A 13,277-nucleotide genomic window follows, 5' to 3' on the forward strand; every position below is an offset into this window, starting at 1 on the left:
TGGATCCGCCTCACCCGCTCCAGATGCGAGGAGAAGCAGGTGCCCAGAGCGCTGCTCCTGACCGGCGACGCCGCCGAGGAGCTCGACACCATGTATCCCTACTATCGCGTGCAGGAGGGCGGCTGGGACGTCGACGTCTCGTCACGGACGATGCGTGACGTTCAGCTGGTCATCCACGAGTTCGACCCCAACTCCGACGCCTACGTGGAGAAGAACGGCCGAAAGCTGCCGGTGGACGTGCCCTGGGCCGAGGTCGACGTCGAGCGCTATGACGCCCTCATCATCCCCGGGGGACGCGCTCCCGAGTGGATCCGGGTCGACGCCGACGTCAGGCGCATCACCGAGCACTTCTTCGCGCGCAACCTCCCGATCGCGCTGGTGTGCCACGGCGCGCAGGTGCCGGCCGTCTACGGGCTGCTGAAGGGGCGGAAGACGGCGTGCTTCCCGCCCATCACCGGTGACATGGAGAACGCGGGCGCGACGGTCATCGACGCTCCCGACGTCGTGGACGGCAACCTCGTCTCCTGCCGGGGGTGGCCCGACATGCCGCAGTTCGGCAGGGCGATGATGGAGGTCTTCTCGAAGTCCGTCAACTCCGCATCGGCATGAGCACGCCCGGCCTGTCCCGGTGACGGTACTTCGGACCGTCACCGTCGGCGGCTCCCCCCTCCACGTCCTGGAGAGCGGCACCGGGCCCGCGGTGCTGATGCTGCACGGCTCCGGACCCGGCACGACCGGATCCGGCGCCTGGGCGACGACGGCCCAGGCGCTGGGCACGTCCTGGCACCTGGTGGCTCCTGACCAGGCGGGGTTCGGCCGTACCCCGATCCCGGCGGGCTCCAGGGGTGGGCTCCGGCTGTGGACGGAGCAGGCCGCGGGCCTGATGGATGCTCTCGGTGCCGAGCACTACGCCGTGGTGGGCCACTCCATGGGCGGCGCCGTGGCGCTGGCGCTGGCGGCCGCGCGTCCCCAGCAGGTCACCCGGGTCGTGGCGGTTTCGACGATGGGCGCCCCCGGGGCGCCGCTGTCCGCCGACCTCGACGCGATCTGGGCCGCCGCCCCCGGCCCGCTCGGGGCACGGGACATGCTGAGCCGCCTCGTCCTCGACCAGGCGCTCGTGACCGAGTCCGCCGTCGCCGCCCGTACGGCCGCGATGCGCGCGGGGGCGGCCGCATACGCGTCGCTGTTCCCTCCGCCCAGGGCACGCTGGGCCGACGACCTCAGCCTCTCGGCGCGGACGCTGGCAGGAATCCGCGCGCCCGTGCTGCTCGTCCACGGCGCCGACGACCGCGTCACCCCGCTCGGGACGGCAGCCCTGCCCCTGCTCGAACACCTGGCCGACGTCCGCCTGCACGTCCTCGGCCGATGCGGGCACGTGCCGGCGCTCGAACACCCGCACGACTTCAGGCGGCTCCTGTCGTGCTTCCTCAGCCGGGAACGGTGAGGTTGGCGGCAGTCGCAAGGCCCGACGCCATCCCGCGCGACCCCCATCGGCGACCGGCCCTGAGGCCCATGCGGTCCTGAGGCGTTCCGGCGGAAGGTTCAGCCCTCCTCGCAGCCGAGACTGCGTCTCCTGACCAGGGCCGCGATCGATCTCGTCGGCGCCCCACGGGGGCCGATGTCCTGCGGGCCGGCCAGGAAGGCGATCTCGCGGTGGCCATGTGCCCGCGGCTGGGCGGGCCGCTTCCTGCACCGCGATCACCCGTCCGAGCATCCGAGTGCTTCGCGGCGCTTGATCCGGCCTTCCATCAGCAGATGAATGATCGCCGCGATGCCGCGATGCCGCGACCGCGCGGCGTCGAGGGCGATGACGCAGGCCCGCCGTGCAACGGCGGGCCTGCTGCGTTCGGTGGGTCAGTTCGCGGCGGCTACACGCTAGAGGTTCTATCTGATATACATCTAATAGAACAGACGCGACAGTCGCGGCGCTTCTCGGGAGAGATCTGTCCTCACCCATCCCCACCACCAGCGGTGAGGCAGTCCCGAACCTCGCGTCGTCGATCAAGGAGACAAGACCATGAACCCCACCTCCCCGACCGCCTCGACGACGAGGCACCACACCATCCGGCGCACCGCGGGTGTCGCCATGACCGCGGCGGCGATACTGGCCACTTCGGTCGTCGCCGTCGCCACTCCCGCTGCCGCCACTCCCCACCCGGCCCCACCGGCCGGCGGCTCCATGCGTGACGTCGCACAGCAGATGCTGGCCATCGGCAACCCTGGTTACCTGGCACGGATCAACGACGGCCGGCGCGTTTCCACCACCGTCGCCGGAGTCGCCGACATGGCCACGGGCCGGGCGCTGCGTGCGGACGACCAGTTCGAGATCGGCAGCAACACCAAGACCTTCACCGCGACGCTGATCCTGCAACTGGTCGACAAGAAGGCCGTCACACTCGACGCACCCGTTTCGACGTACCTGCCCGGCGTCGTCCCCAACGGCGACAACATCACCGTGCGCATGCTGCTCAACCACACGAGCGGCCTGTTCAACTACACCGGCGACCCCAAGGTGCTGGCTCTCATGCAGAACGACCCGCACCACGACTGGACCGAGCGAGAGCTGCTCGACGCCGCCTTCGCCCACCCGCCGACATTCGCCCCCGGCAAGGGCTGGTCGTACTCGAACACGAACTACACCCTGCTCGGAATGATCGCGCAGAAGCTGACCCGCTCGAGTCTCGCCGACCTCGTACGCCGGCGCATCGCCCGCCCGCTGGGCCTCAAGCACACCTACTACGCCAACCCGCGGGCCACCCATACCGGCCCGGGATACGCTCACGGATACGCCATCATCTTCGCCGGCGGCACCCCGAAGTACACCGATCACACCGGGGCGAACATCGGCGGCTGGGCCGGCGCCGCCGGAGCGGTCATCTCCACCGCCGGCGACCTGTCACGCTTCTACTCCGCCCTGCTCAAAGCCGAACTGTTCTCCCGAGCCCAGCTCCGCCAGATGAAGACCACCGTCGCCCTGCCGCCCGAGTTCCCCGTCAAGGGCCGCTACGGCCTCGGACTGATCAAGTTCGATACGCCCTGCGGGACGGCATGGGGCCACGGCGGCGACACCCAGGGCCACCACAGCACGACCGCGGTCTCCGACGACGGCCGCCGGACCGCCATCAGCGACAGCACCGGCAAGGCCGGCGACCTCGCGCCCAACGACGGGATCACCCGCTGGACCAACGCGGAGTTCGCCGCCCAGAAGGTGGCCGTCTGTCACATGCTCGGCACGCCGGTGCCGGGCTCCCTCGTCCGGGAGCTCCACGGCACCGCACCGTAGCGGGCGCCTGTACGTGTCGCTCATGCATGACAGCGGCCACCGAGGTCCAGGGTTCGGGCGGTTACGGCGCTAACCGCGATCGATGACGACGTCCTCTTCGCAGATGATGCGCCCGAACGTCGCCAGGTCGATGAAGTTCTCGTGATCGGGGTCGACGATCTTCAGGAAGTTCTCGCTGAAGAACAGGGCTTCGAGGCCGGCCATGTCGTCGAACCAGGCCTCGACCACCGAGTCGTACTCCGATGCCGGGTACCGGGGCGCCGGCACCGGGTACGACACGACGAACCGGCGGATGTACTGCTCCGACTCCGGGATCGACATGAGCAGCGGTCGGTGGATGTTCTGCTGGTAGTGCTTGAACTCGTCGTGCGTCATGCCTTCGCGGCGCTTCAGCGTGATGATCATCTTGATCATGAGTGAATTCCCATCCTCTACTGATTGTTTTCTGACAAGGAAAGTGACGTGGTCGAAGGGTCGTTTCCGTCCGGGGCACGGCGGGTGCCGGAGCCGCGCAGCCGCCGGGCGAGGGCCCAGAACAGCACGGTCGTGACCACCTGGACGCCCAGCCCCGCCGCGAAGGCGCGCTCCCAGCCGAGCGACGGGGCGAGCGTCCCGGGGATGCCGCCGATCGTGGCGATGCCGAGCGCGAGCGCAGCCTGTTGCGCGGTGGTGAACAGGCCTCCGGCCAGGCCCGCGACTCGATGGGGCACCGCTGCCATGACCGTCGCGACGAGGGGGCCGTACTGACTCGCCTGCGCCGCGCCGAGGAGCATGCCGATCACCTGGAAGCAGCCGATCCAGACCGCCGCGCCCTCGCCCTGGTTGAACCACGAGGCCAGGCCGAGCACGACCAGACCGGCGGCCAGCAGGACGGCGGCCACCTCCATCGTGCGGTCGCCGAACCGCGCGGTGATGCGCGGCATGCGAAGTCCCGCGAGGACGAAGGCCCCCGCGAACGCGGCCAGTCCGAGCCCGGACGCGACCGGCGTCAACCCGAGGCCGACCTGGGTGAACATCGAGTACTCGTAGCTGAACGCGCCGTACCCGGCGAAGAGCAGCACGGTCATCAGCAGCCCGATCCGCAGCGCGGGGGGCCGCAGGCTGGAGGGGGCGACGAGAACCGGACGGCCCGCCGGCTCGCGCCGTCGCTGGTTGAGCCAGAACCCGTACAACCCCAGCAACCCGAGCGCCACCAGCGCGAGTGTCCACCAGGGCCGGCCTGTCGCCGGGCCGAGTGACAGGCCGGCGACCAGGGCCAGCAGCGGGATCGCCGCCCGGAGCGCGCCGCCGAGGTCGGGCCGTTCTGTGCTGTTCGGCGGGGCGACCCGGAGCCGGCGCACGCCCAGCAACGCGACCACGGCGGGGATCGCGGAGGTCAGGACCGCCCCTCGCCATCCCGCCCACGGCAGGCTCAGCCCCATCACGAGGCCACCGGCGATCTGCCCCGCCACGGTGCCGACCCCGGAACTCGCGGTGAACGCCGCGACCCCGCGCACCTGGGCGCCCCGGCCGGCCGACGTCTGAATGATCGCCAGCGTCTGTGGCATCACCATCGCCGAGGCCGCACCTTGCAGGACCCGCGCGGCGACCAGCCACCAGAGTCCGGGAGCCGCCGCGGCCAGCGCCGAGGTCAGCGCGACCGCGAGAAGCCCGAGAGCCAGCAGCCGCCGGCGTCCGTACCGGTCGCCGAGGCGTCCCGCGGGGATCAGCCCGGCCGCGAACGTGACCGCGAAGGCGGCGAGCACGAGCGCGACCTCCCCACGATCGGCACCCAGATCCGGTCCGAGACGTGGGGCGGTCACGTTGCCGATGCTGAACGTGTACGTCGCTCCGAATGCCGCCACGAGAACCGGCCATGTCCGTTGCATGACGTCCACCCTGCGCCCCTGGCGGGCGGCCCTCCAGAGTGCCGTGACGCTGGTGGTCGGAGCACCACCTTGGCCCGGCCCCGCCGTGGCATGCTCGTTGCCATGGCGGACATACGTTCTCGTGAGCTCGGCGCCTACCTGCGCGCTCGGCGTGACCGGCTCGCGCCCGCCGACGTGGGCCTGCCCGGTGGCGGCGGCCGGCGCCGGGTCAAGGGGCTGCGCCGGGAGGAGGTCGCGGTCCTCGCGAACGTCGGGTCGACCTGGTACACGTGGCTCGAACAGGGACGTGACGTACAACCGAGTGTCGAGGTACTGACGGCGATCGCGGACGCGTTGCGGCTCTCACCCGGCGAACGCCGTCACCTGCTGCTCCTCGGCGGGCACGCGGACGTGACAGAACCTTCGGGCTTCGAGGAGGTCGGCGGCCAGTTGCAGGGGCTGCTGGACAGCCTCTCCCCGCATCCGGCGGTGGCGATGAACCCGTGGTTCGAGCCCTTGGCCTACAACGCGCCGTTCCGGTTCATGATCGACGACGTGGAGGCGCTGCCGGCGGCCGACCGCAACTGCGCCTACCTGCACTTCACCCACCCCGACTGGATCGCCGGGCACTCCGACCACGAGCAGGAGTGCGCGGGCATCGTGGCCAGGCTGCGTGCGTACTACGGCGAGTCGGTCACCGATCCCGCCTGGGGACCGCTGCTCGGCCGGCTCCGCGAGGAGTCACCGCTGTTCGTGCGCCTGTGGGACCAGGCGGACGTGTCGGGCGATCCCGACCGGGTGAAGGGGATCCGGTCGCTGCACGTCGGCACGCTGTCCCTGCGCACCATCACGATGCAGCTCCAGGCGAACCCCCGCACCCGAATCGTCGTGTACCAGCCGGAGGATCGGACGACCAGGGAACGGCTCGAAGAGCTCGCGAGCCGGATCAGCCGCGGCGTCATCGACGGTCCCGCGAAGATACGGCGGCTGCGTCCGGCGACCTGACGAGATCGCTCACGACAGCCCAGGCGCCGCGGACGCCTTCAGCGCAGCCGGCGGCCGGCCCGCGGGGCCGGCACCATCATCTCGCCCAGCTCGTCCAGCCCGATGCCGCGGGAGAACTCGGGCTGCCGGCCGTCCACCGCGACCAGCCGCATCTTGCTCCCGTCGGCGGAGAATCCGACGGCGGTCCTGGGCTCCGGCGTGTTGTTCTCGGGCGGAAGGTCGAGCGCTCGCCGTCCGCGACGCGCGCGGCCCGCCCGACACGCCCATTCTGATGGTCGAGGACCGCCGGTACGGGGACGGCCAACTCCCCGGGCCCGAGGAACTGGTGGACGGCTCGCACCCGAGCGACCTCGGCATGATGACGTACGCCAACGCGTACGAGAAGGTCCTGCGCCCGATCCTGAACAGACGATGCCACTGACCGCCGCTCTGAAATGCTCCGGGGCTCGCGGCACGTCCCGATGCACGGCCCAGACTGGCGCGCTTCCCCGAACACGGCCGCCGGCACCCGCTGCGCGTCTCGCTCGGCGGGGCGGACAGCCCTGTCAACGTCGCTTCGCCCTGCTCGCAGCCGTGCAGACGGCTTGCCCTTTCCGGCCACCGCCTTTGCCGACCGCCATGCCGAGAAAGGGTAGGCATCCCGACATGACTGAGATGGCCGATGGAGGACCGTTCTTCCGCCCAGGGACGAAGGTGCCGCAGAGTGGCGTCCACGAGTGCTCGGGCGGGTGCGGGCACAGCACCGACGTGTAGGGCGAGCGACCGATGGTTGCCGGCAACCTTGTTCTCATCGCCGGCGCAGGTGGCACGGGCCGAGCGGTGCTCGACCAGCTGCGGGCGCAGGGCGTGCCAGTGCGCGCGATGGTCCGCCGCGACGACGAGCGTGCGGCCACGTTGCGTGCCCTCGGGGCGGACGTCGTCGTCGGGGACCTGACCCGGCCCGATAACGTCGCGGCCGCGCTGGAGGGCGTAGGGCGGATGTACTTCTCGATGCCCGTGTCACCGGACCATTTGCTGGCGGCGACCGTGGTGGCCACCGTGGCGCGGGAAGGTGGGGAGCTGAACGTTCTGGTGGGTATGTCACAGATGGTGGTGTCGGAGATGACCGCCACCGGCGCCGGCGGGGCGGAGTCGCATCAGCAGCGGCTGCACTGGCTGGCTGAGCAGGTACTCGATTGGTCTGGCCTGCCAGTGGTGCACATCCGGCCGACGGTGTTCATGGAAAATCCGCTGTTCACCACGCTGACCGCCCGGTCGATCCGGGAGACCGGCACGATCGCGCTGCCATGCGGCACCGGACGCACGGCACCGGTCGCCATGGACGACGTCGCCCGGGTGGTCACCACCGTGCTCCGCGACCCGGCTCCGCACGTCGGGCACGCGTACGAGCCGGCCGCGCCACGCATGGTCGACATGACCGAGATGGCGGAGGAGTTCTCACGGGCATTGGAGCGTCCGGTGTCCTATGTGGATGTGCCGCTGGACCGGTGGCGGGCGGAGGTGCTCGCCAAGGCGGGCCTGCCGCCGCACGTTGAACAGCACCTCGCCACCATCTTGATCCGGCTGCACGAGGAGAACCGCTATGACGGCGCGTCCGACGACGTCGAACGCGTGACGGGCGTACCCGCCCAGACGATCGAGGCGTTCGTGGCTGCTCGCAGGGACTTCTACCTGGGTTGAGCCGCGGCGGTCGCCGGCACGCGGCACCCGCGCGAGGGCCTCCCAGGTGACGCCGGCGTGGCGGGCGGCGGCGATCAGGTCGGGCTCGACGTCGGCCACCCAGTCGCGCAGGTCCGCCGGCGGGGGCCGACGCGGCCAGGGCCTCATCGCCGGAGCGCCCGGCCGCGGACCCCGGGCGGCGCCCGAAGGAGCGATCGGCCGATGGGGCCGCGTGCGCGACAATGCTGCTTGTGATTGTGGACCAGGCGATCTACTGCAACGGTGTACGTGAGACGATCACCGGCGATATCAGCGACGCGTTCGGCGCTGCGCGGGCCCGGGGCGACTGCTTCTTATGGATCGGCCTGCACGAGCCCACCCAGGAGGAGTTCGACCTGATCACCAGTGAGGTCAAGCTGCACCCACTGGCGGTGGAGGATGCGATCCACGCCCACCAGCGGGCCAAGCTGGAGCGTTACGACGACACCCTGTTCGTGGTGCTCAAGCCGCTGCTGTACGCCAAGGAGAGCTCCGACATCGAGGTCGGCGAGATCAACCTGTTCCTCAGCGAGGATTTCGTCATCAGCGTCCGGCACGGCCAGGCGGCGCCGCTGGCCGCGGTGCGCCGCCGCATCGAAGCCGATCCCGAGCTGCTGGCCTGCGGCCCGGCTGGAGTGCTGTACGCGATCTGCGATGAGGTCGTCGACACCTACGGGCGCATCAGCCACGAGATCGAGGGCGACCTGATCGCACTGGAACAGCGGGTGTTCAGCGGCGAACACGCCGACGTCACCGAGGACATCTACCAGCTCAAGCGCGAGGTCCTGGAGTTCCGCACCGCCCAAGATCCGCTGATTCCGGTGCTGGAGGAGATCGTGAAGGGCCGGGTGGAGCTGTGCTCGGTCAACCGCGAGCAGTTCCGCGACGTGCTGGACCACCTGCTGCGGGTGGACGCGGCGGTGGATGAGCGCAACGAGTTGCTGACCAGCGTACTGAGCGCGCACCTGGCGCTGGTGGGGCGGGAGCAGAGCCAGGCGGCGATGCAGCAGAACGCCGACATGCGCAAGATCTCCTCCTGGGCGGCCCTCATCGCGGTGCCGACGATGATCGCCGGCATCTACGGCATGAACTTCGACTACATGCCCGAGCTGCACTGGCTGCTGGGCTACCCGCTCAGCCTGACCGTCATGGTCGTCGCCGTGCTCATCGTGCACCGGCTGCTGCGCAGGAGCGGATGGCTGTGAACCCCTTCAAGAACTCCTTCGACAGGCTGCGCCGCCGCTACTCCACGGCCAGGCTGCTGGTGGCCACCGTCGTCGCGTGGATCGTCTTGCTGAGCGTGCTCATTCTGCTCGACCCGCGTGCTGCCGGTCCGATGCCGTGAGGGAGGTTCGCACGGCAAGCCGACCTTGGTGATCGCCGGCGGGGTGCAGGGAGCGGCGGCGCTCAGGGGCCTGCCCTGACGCGGCATGGTGCGGCGTGGCCGCGCCAGCCTGATCGATGTCAGCAGCGACAGGGCGGCCAGCGCGAAGGCCGGCAGCAGGGCCCAGCGCAGCACCTGGACGCTGATGTCCTGGGTCTTGGTCATGGTGCCGAGCGAGCTGCCGATGCTCTCATACACCGCGTCCAGTGAGGTGGCGCTCTGGGGCGTCGTAGGCGCGCCCGCCGGCGCCGTCGACCAGCGTCTGCAGCGTCTGGGCGTTGGGCGGGACCGGCAGCTCCGGGCAGATACCCCCCCGCCCGGCTGCGGCCTGGCGTACTCCTTGGGCGGGCACCTCGGACCTACCCATGGCGGTCTGAACGCACGCCTGATCGGTGCCCCGTTATGGCCGCTGTCAGGGGCACGTGCGCTACCTTGGACAGGTTCTTCCGGATGACGCCGGGATCGGCCCGAGGGCGAGGAGGTGAGGCTGCATGAGCAGTCAACCTCCTAGTCGCACCCGCTGACCGCCCTTCCTCTCTTCCCTCTCCACCCGCGCACGCGCTACGGCCCGCGTTTCCCTTTTCGCGCGCCGGCATTGTCGTGCCGGGTGGCCTTGCTGCTGGTCTTCCGGAGGTTCCCCATGTCCGACTGGCGTTCACGTGTCCTGCGCCCCTCCCGTCGTGCCGCCCTACCTGCCGCTCACGCCGAGCGAGACCCCTCGCCCGAGGAGTCGATGGACCCCCGCGGCCGCCGCCCCGCCCGCCCGGCCGAAGGCCAGGTCGTGGACGCGGCCCTCTACCAGCGCGGCACGCGCATCGACAGCCCCGCCAGCCCCGACCAGGTGCGCGCCCGGCTGCGCCGGCGGGAGAACGGCACCATGGGCTGGATCGGGCTGTATCAGCCCGACGAGGCGCACTTGGCCGCGCTCGGCCGCGAGTTCGGCCTGCACGAGCTGGCCATCGAGGACGCCGTCGTCGCCCACCAGCGGCCCAAGCTGGAGCGCTACGGCGAGACCCTGTTCGTCGTGCTGCGCGCGGCCCACTACGACGACGACGCCGAGCAGGTCGAGTTCGGCGAGATCCACCTGTTCACCGGCCCGGACTTCGTGCTCACCGTCCGCCACGGCCAGGCGCCCCCGCTGCACCCGGTGCGCGAGCGCATGGAAGCCGACCCCGAGTTGCTGGCCCGCGGCCCCGAAGCCGTCCTGTACGCGGTGCTCGACCACGTCGTGGACGGCTACGCCCCCGTGATCGCCGGGCTACAGAACGACATCGACGAGATCGAGACTCAGGTGTTCGGGGGCGACCCCGGCGTCTCGCGCCGCATCTACGAGCTGTCGCGTGAGGTGATCGAGTTCCAGCGCGCGACCCGCCCGCTGCTGGCCATGCTGGACGGCCTGACCGCCGGCTTCGCCAAGTACGGCACCGAGGAGGAGTTGCAGCGCTACCTGCGCGATGTCGCCGATCACGCCACCACCGTGGCCGAACGCGTGGATGGCTTCCGCCAGATGCTCGCCGACATCCTCACCGTCAACGCCACCCTCGTCAGCCAGGCGCAGAACGAAGAGATCAAGCACATGACCCAGGCCAGCCTCGCGCAGAACGAAGAGATCAAGAAAATCTCCTCCTGGGCGGCCATTCTGTTCGCGCCCACCCTGATCGGCACCGTCTACGGCATGAACTTCGAGGCGCCCGGCATGCCGGAGCTGCGCTGGACCTACGGCTACCCCTTCGCCCTCGGCCTGATGATGCTGACGTGCCTCAGCCTGTATGCGATCTTCAAACGCCGCGACTGGCTGTGAACACCGCCCACCTCGGGCGGGGCAGGGCGTTGAGCAGCATGCGCATGAAAAGTCGCGCGGGCGGGCGACCCCTGCCGGGCCCGTCTGCCCACCGAAGGACGCCTGAGCCCACCGCTCGGCGGAGGCACATCGGTTGAGGCTTCCGCCTCGCCGCAGTCGGCTTTCACCCTTCCCACCATCTCGGGAGACGTTCCTTCATGCCTGCTGCGCTCACGCGGATCACCACTGCCCTGCGCTCGGATCTGGTCAGTGGCCTGCTGCTCATCGACGCTGCCCGGCAGGTTGAACTTGATCGTCGTGGAGTCGGTGCCGTCCATCGCCAGCAGCTTCACCACCATGACCGGCTGACCGTCCTCGGTCACCTTCGCCTTCTTCGTGGCGACGTCCTTGGCCTCGATGCCCTACCGCTACGGCATAGCCGCCGGCGAGCGGCCTATGTCAAAGGCCCCACCGCTGAAGCGACTCATCCAGCGTGGGAGAGATTTGGCGGCCAGTTGGCCCTCTGCATTCCCTTCACCGACCTGCGGGCGGATCGCCGCATTTAGCCTGGTCGCGGGAGGCGACGTATTGAAAGAAGCGTGCCATCGGTGGCCGATACGACGGCGGATGACCTTCATCACGGCAGCCGTGATGACCGTCCTGTGCCTGAGCATCAGCGCGCTGATCCTCATGAAGGTTCATGACGACCGCACCACGGTACGCAATCGCCTCAATCACGACGCGGCCATGCGCGCCACTACCTTGCTTCGGCGTGATGACCTTCCCCCGGTCCACGTCGATCCCTCGGTCGCCGCCCTTCAGGTCATCGATCCCAGCGGCCGGATCGTCTCCGCGAGCCCCACCATGGTGAGCCGTCCACCCATGGCCTCCTTCACCCCTCCACCCGGAGTCCTAGGCGCGTACCACACCGTGTGCCAGATGCCCGGCTTCGACGACAGGTGCATGATCGTCTCGGTCCAGCGCGCCCCCAGGCCCGGTGGCGACTGGATGATCTACGCCGCCGCCCCTGCCTACCCCTGGTATGTCAGCGGTCAGCTTCTCACGCCCCTGCTGGCGGCCTCCGCGCTGGCCATCGCCCTTACAGCCCTTGGCACGCGCCGCATCGTCATCACCTCCCTCAAGCCCGTCGAGGCCATCCGGGCGCAACTCTCCAAGATCACCACGACCGACCTCGGGCATCGTGTACCGGTCCCCCAACCTCACGACGAGATTCACGACCTGGCCCGCACCGTCAACCACACCCTCGACATGCTGGATGGCGCCATCAACCGGGAACGCCGGTTCACCGCCGACGCCTCACACGACCTGCGCAGCCCCGTCACCGCCATACGCACCCAAATCGAAGAGGCGCTGTTGCACCCCGACGACGCCGACTGGCCCGCCACCGCCCGAACCCTGCTCGCCGGCGTCGAACGACTGCACGTCATCGTTGCCGATCTGATGGAGCTTCGCCGCCTTGACGCTGACGCGGGCGCGCCGATGATACCCGTCGACCTGAACGAGCTCATCATGCGCGAACTCGCGCGCCGCCTCCAAGGCAAGACCCTCGTCACCGACTGTCGGCCTGCCCTCGTCCGTGGCGACCGTGGACAGCTCCACCGGATGCTCACCAACCTTCTGGACAACGCCGAACGCCATGCCGTCTCCACCATCCGCGTCACCCTGCGCTGCGAAAACGATCACGCCGTACTGACGGTGCACGATGATGGCTCGGGGGTCCCAGCCGACCAGCGTGAGGTGGTTTTCCAGCGCTTCGCCCGGCTTGCCGCCGCCCGGGCCAAGGACGCCGGAGGCTCCGGGCTCGGCCTGCCGATCGCCCGGGAGATCGCCCACCATCACGGTGGCACGCTCACCATCGACGATTCCCACCAAGGCGCATGTTTCGTCGCGCGTATCCCCCTGCTCAGCCCACCACGCCACCACAGCGACTAGGTACGACCATCACCACCTTGGTGTCTACCCATGAGATGCCTGACGCTTCTGTCCCACGACATGGGTGACAGGTGATCAGGGTGGTGTGGCTGACGTGCACCGTGCAGGCATATGCCACGGCTGGATCGGATCACGAACGCCAAACGCGCCGAGACCCGAGCCCGCCGTATCACTCAGTTCGTTGACATGCTCGCCCGTGGCGAGACGATCCACCCACAAAAGCGCGCCCTCGGCAGTTGAACGCCGGACCACTCCTCTCCCCGCCTCGCTCCTCCAAGCCCACGCGCATGACGGCGCGGCGTTCGGCCAGAGCCGGACGGTGCTGCC

The 13,277-nt window shown here is 69.7% G+C and carries 14 protein-coding genes and 1 pseudogene; 12 read left to right on the forward strand and 3 right to left on the reverse strand.

Annotated features, from left to right (window positions below; all coding sequences use genetic code 11):
• Positions 1-39: 39 nt before the first annotated feature.
• From OIE67_RS30540 to OIE67_RS30550, 3 genes are all read left to right on the forward strand, one after another.
• Positions 40-609: a DJ-1/PfpI family protein gene (locus OIE67_RS30540; RefSeq protein WP_106242228.1), complete on the forward strand. Its 570-nt coding sequence runs from the start codon at positions 40-42 to the stop codon at positions 607-609.
• Positions 610-628: 19 nt separating this feature from the next.
• Complete coding sequence (locus OIE67_RS30545; RefSeq protein ID WP_326626907.1) at positions 629-1,444, forward strand: alpha/beta fold hydrolase; 816 nt, start codon at positions 629-631, stop codon at positions 1,442-1,444.
• A 573-nt stretch (positions 1,445-2,017) separates the two neighbouring features.
• Entirely contained in the window at positions 2,018-3,283 is a 1,266-nt protein-coding gene (locus OIE67_RS30550) for a serine hydrolase domain-containing protein (RefSeq protein ID WP_326626909.1), read from the forward strand.
• Between the two features lie 69 nt (positions 3,284-3,352).
• On the opposite strand, the gene OIE67_RS30555 is transcribed toward OIE67_RS30550, so the two are convergent.
• Together OIE67_RS30555 and OIE67_RS30560 are read right to left on the reverse strand one after the other, a co-directional pair.
• A complete protein-coding gene (locus OIE67_RS30555; RefSeq protein WP_106242220.1) occupies positions 3,353-3,697 on the reverse strand; it encodes an EthD domain-containing protein in 345 nt (114 codons plus the stop codon).
• A gap of 17 nt (positions 3,698-3,714) precedes the next feature.
• Positions 3,715-5,151 carry an MFS transporter gene (locus OIE67_RS30560; protein WP_326626912.1) on the reverse strand — a complete coding sequence of 479 codons (1,437 nt, stop codon included), beginning with the start codon at positions 5,149-5,151 and terminating at the stop codon, positions 3,715-3,717.
• Between the two features lie 102 nt (positions 5,152-5,253).
• On the opposite strand from OIE67_RS30560, the gene OIE67_RS30565 reads away from it, so the two are divergent.
• Entirely contained in the window at positions 5,254-6,135 is an 882-nt protein-coding gene (locus OIE67_RS30565) for a helix-turn-helix transcriptional regulator (RefSeq protein WP_326626914.1), read from the forward strand.
• Positions 6,136-6,173: 38 nt separating this feature from the next.
• Here the strand turns inward: OIE67_RS30565 and OIE67_RS30570 are convergent.
• Positions 6,174-6,323, reverse strand: a pseudogene (locus tag OIE67_RS30570) (phosphodiester glycosidase family protein); the annotation flags it as partial.
• Positions 6,324-6,406: 83 nt separating this feature from the next.
• Here OIE67_RS30570 and OIE67_RS30575 point away from each other — a divergent pair.
• From OIE67_RS30575 to OIE67_RS55565, 8 genes are all read left to right on the forward strand, one after another.
• Complete coding sequence (locus OIE67_RS30575) at positions 6,407-6,556, forward strand: SGNH/GDSL hydrolase family protein (RefSeq protein ID WP_326645821.1); 150 nt, start codon at positions 6,407-6,409, stop codon at positions 6,554-6,556.
• A gap of 344 nt (positions 6,557-6,900) precedes the next feature.
• Positions 6,901-7,815, forward strand: a complete 915-nt coding sequence (locus OIE67_RS30580) for an NmrA family NAD(P)-binding protein (RefSeq protein WP_326626916.1) — start codon at positions 6,901-6,903, stop codon at positions 7,813-7,815.
• A gap of 221 nt (positions 7,816-8,036) precedes the next feature.
• Positions 8,037-9,038: a magnesium and cobalt transport protein CorA gene (locus OIE67_RS30585; protein WP_326626918.1), complete on the forward strand. Its 1,002-nt coding sequence runs from the start codon at positions 8,037-8,039 to the stop codon at positions 9,036-9,038.
• Positions 9,029-9,178, forward strand: coding sequence for a hypothetical protein (locus tag OIE67_RS30590; protein WP_326626920.1), 150 nt, complete (start codon positions 9,029-9,031; stop codon positions 9,176-9,178). Before OIE67_RS30585 ends, OIE67_RS30590 begins: the two co-directional genes overlap by 10 nt.
• Before the next feature lie 679 nt (positions 9,179-9,857).
• Positions 9,858-11,018: a magnesium and cobalt transport protein CorA gene (locus tag OIE67_RS30595; RefSeq protein WP_407674761.1), complete on the forward strand. Its 1,161-nt coding sequence runs from the start codon at positions 9,858-9,860 to the stop codon at positions 11,016-11,018.
• A gap of 197 nt (positions 11,019-11,215) precedes the next feature.
• Positions 11,216-11,563 carry a hypothetical protein gene (locus OIE67_RS30600; RefSeq protein WP_326626924.1) on the forward strand — a complete coding sequence of 116 codons (348 nt, stop codon included), beginning with the start codon at positions 11,216-11,218 and terminating at the stop codon, positions 11,561-11,563.
• A gap of 61 nt (positions 11,564-11,624) precedes the next feature.
• Positions 11,625-12,950 (forward strand): sensor histidine kinase, encoded by a 1,326-nt coding sequence (locus tag OIE67_RS30605; RefSeq protein ID WP_326626926.1) that lies wholly within the window; start codon positions 11,625-11,627, stop codon positions 12,948-12,950.
• Between the two features lie 111 nt (positions 12,951-13,061).
• Positions 13,062-13,190: a YdeI/OmpD-associated family protein gene (locus OIE67_RS55565; protein ID WP_407674762.1), complete on the forward strand. Its 129-nt coding sequence runs from the start codon at positions 13,062-13,064 to the stop codon at positions 13,188-13,190.
• Positions 13,191-13,277 lie beyond the last annotated feature (87 nt).

Source organism: Nonomuraea fuscirosea, assembly GCF_035917475.1.
GTDB lineage: Bacteria > Actinomycetota > Actinomycetes > Streptosporangiales > Streptosporangiaceae > Nonomuraea > Nonomuraea fuscirosea.

What these genes read in the sequence shown, in the direction of transcription:
- OIE67_RS30590 (WP_326626920.1), top strand. Translation starts at nt 9,029, where the DNA reads ATGGCTGTGAACCCCTTCAAGAACTCCTTCGACAGGCTGCGCCGCCGC.
- OIE67_RS30560 (WP_326626912.1), bottom strand. Translation starts at nt 5,151, where the DNA reads ATGCAACGGACATGGCCGGTTCTCGTGGCGGCATTCGGAGCGACGTAC.
- OIE67_RS30550 (WP_326626909.1), top strand. Translation starts at nt 2,018, where the DNA reads ATGAACCCCACCTCCCCGACCGCCTCGACGACGAGGCACCACACCATC.
- OIE67_RS30600 (WP_326626924.1), top strand. Translation starts at nt 11,216, where the DNA reads ATGCCTGCTGCGCTCACGCGGATCACCACTGCCCTGCGCTCGGATCTG.
- OIE67_RS55565 (WP_407674762.1), top strand. Translation starts at nt 13,062, where the DNA reads ATGCCACGGCTGGATCGGATCACGAACGCCAAACGCGCCGAGACCCGA.
- OIE67_RS30580 (WP_326626916.1), top strand. Translation starts at nt 6,901, where the DNA reads ATGGTTGCCGGCAACCTTGTTCTCATCGCCGGCGCAGGTGGCACGGGC.
- OIE67_RS30555 (WP_106242220.1), bottom strand. Translation starts at nt 3,697, where the DNA reads ATGATCAAGATGATCATCACGCTGAAGCGCCGCGAAGGCATGACGCAC.
- OIE67_RS30605 (WP_326626926.1), top strand. Translation starts at nt 11,625, where the DNA reads ATGACCTTCATCACGGCAGCCGTGATGACCGTCCTGTGCCTGAGCATC.
- OIE67_RS30575 (WP_326645821.1), top strand. Translation starts at nt 6,407, where the DNA reads ATGGTCGAGGACCGCCGGTACGGGGACGGCCAACTCCCCGGGCCCGAG.
- OIE67_RS30565 (WP_326626914.1), top strand. Translation starts at nt 5,254, where the DNA reads ATGGCGGACATACGTTCTCGTGAGCTCGGCGCCTACCTGCGCGCTCGG.
- OIE67_RS30585 (WP_326626918.1), top strand. Translation starts at nt 8,037, where the DNA reads ATGCTGCTTGTGATTGTGGACCAGGCGATCTACTGCAACGGTGTACGT.
- OIE67_RS30595 (WP_407674761.1), top strand. Translation starts at nt 9,858, where the DNA reads ATGTCCGACTGGCGTTCACGTGTCCTGCGCCCCTCCCGTCGTGCCGCC.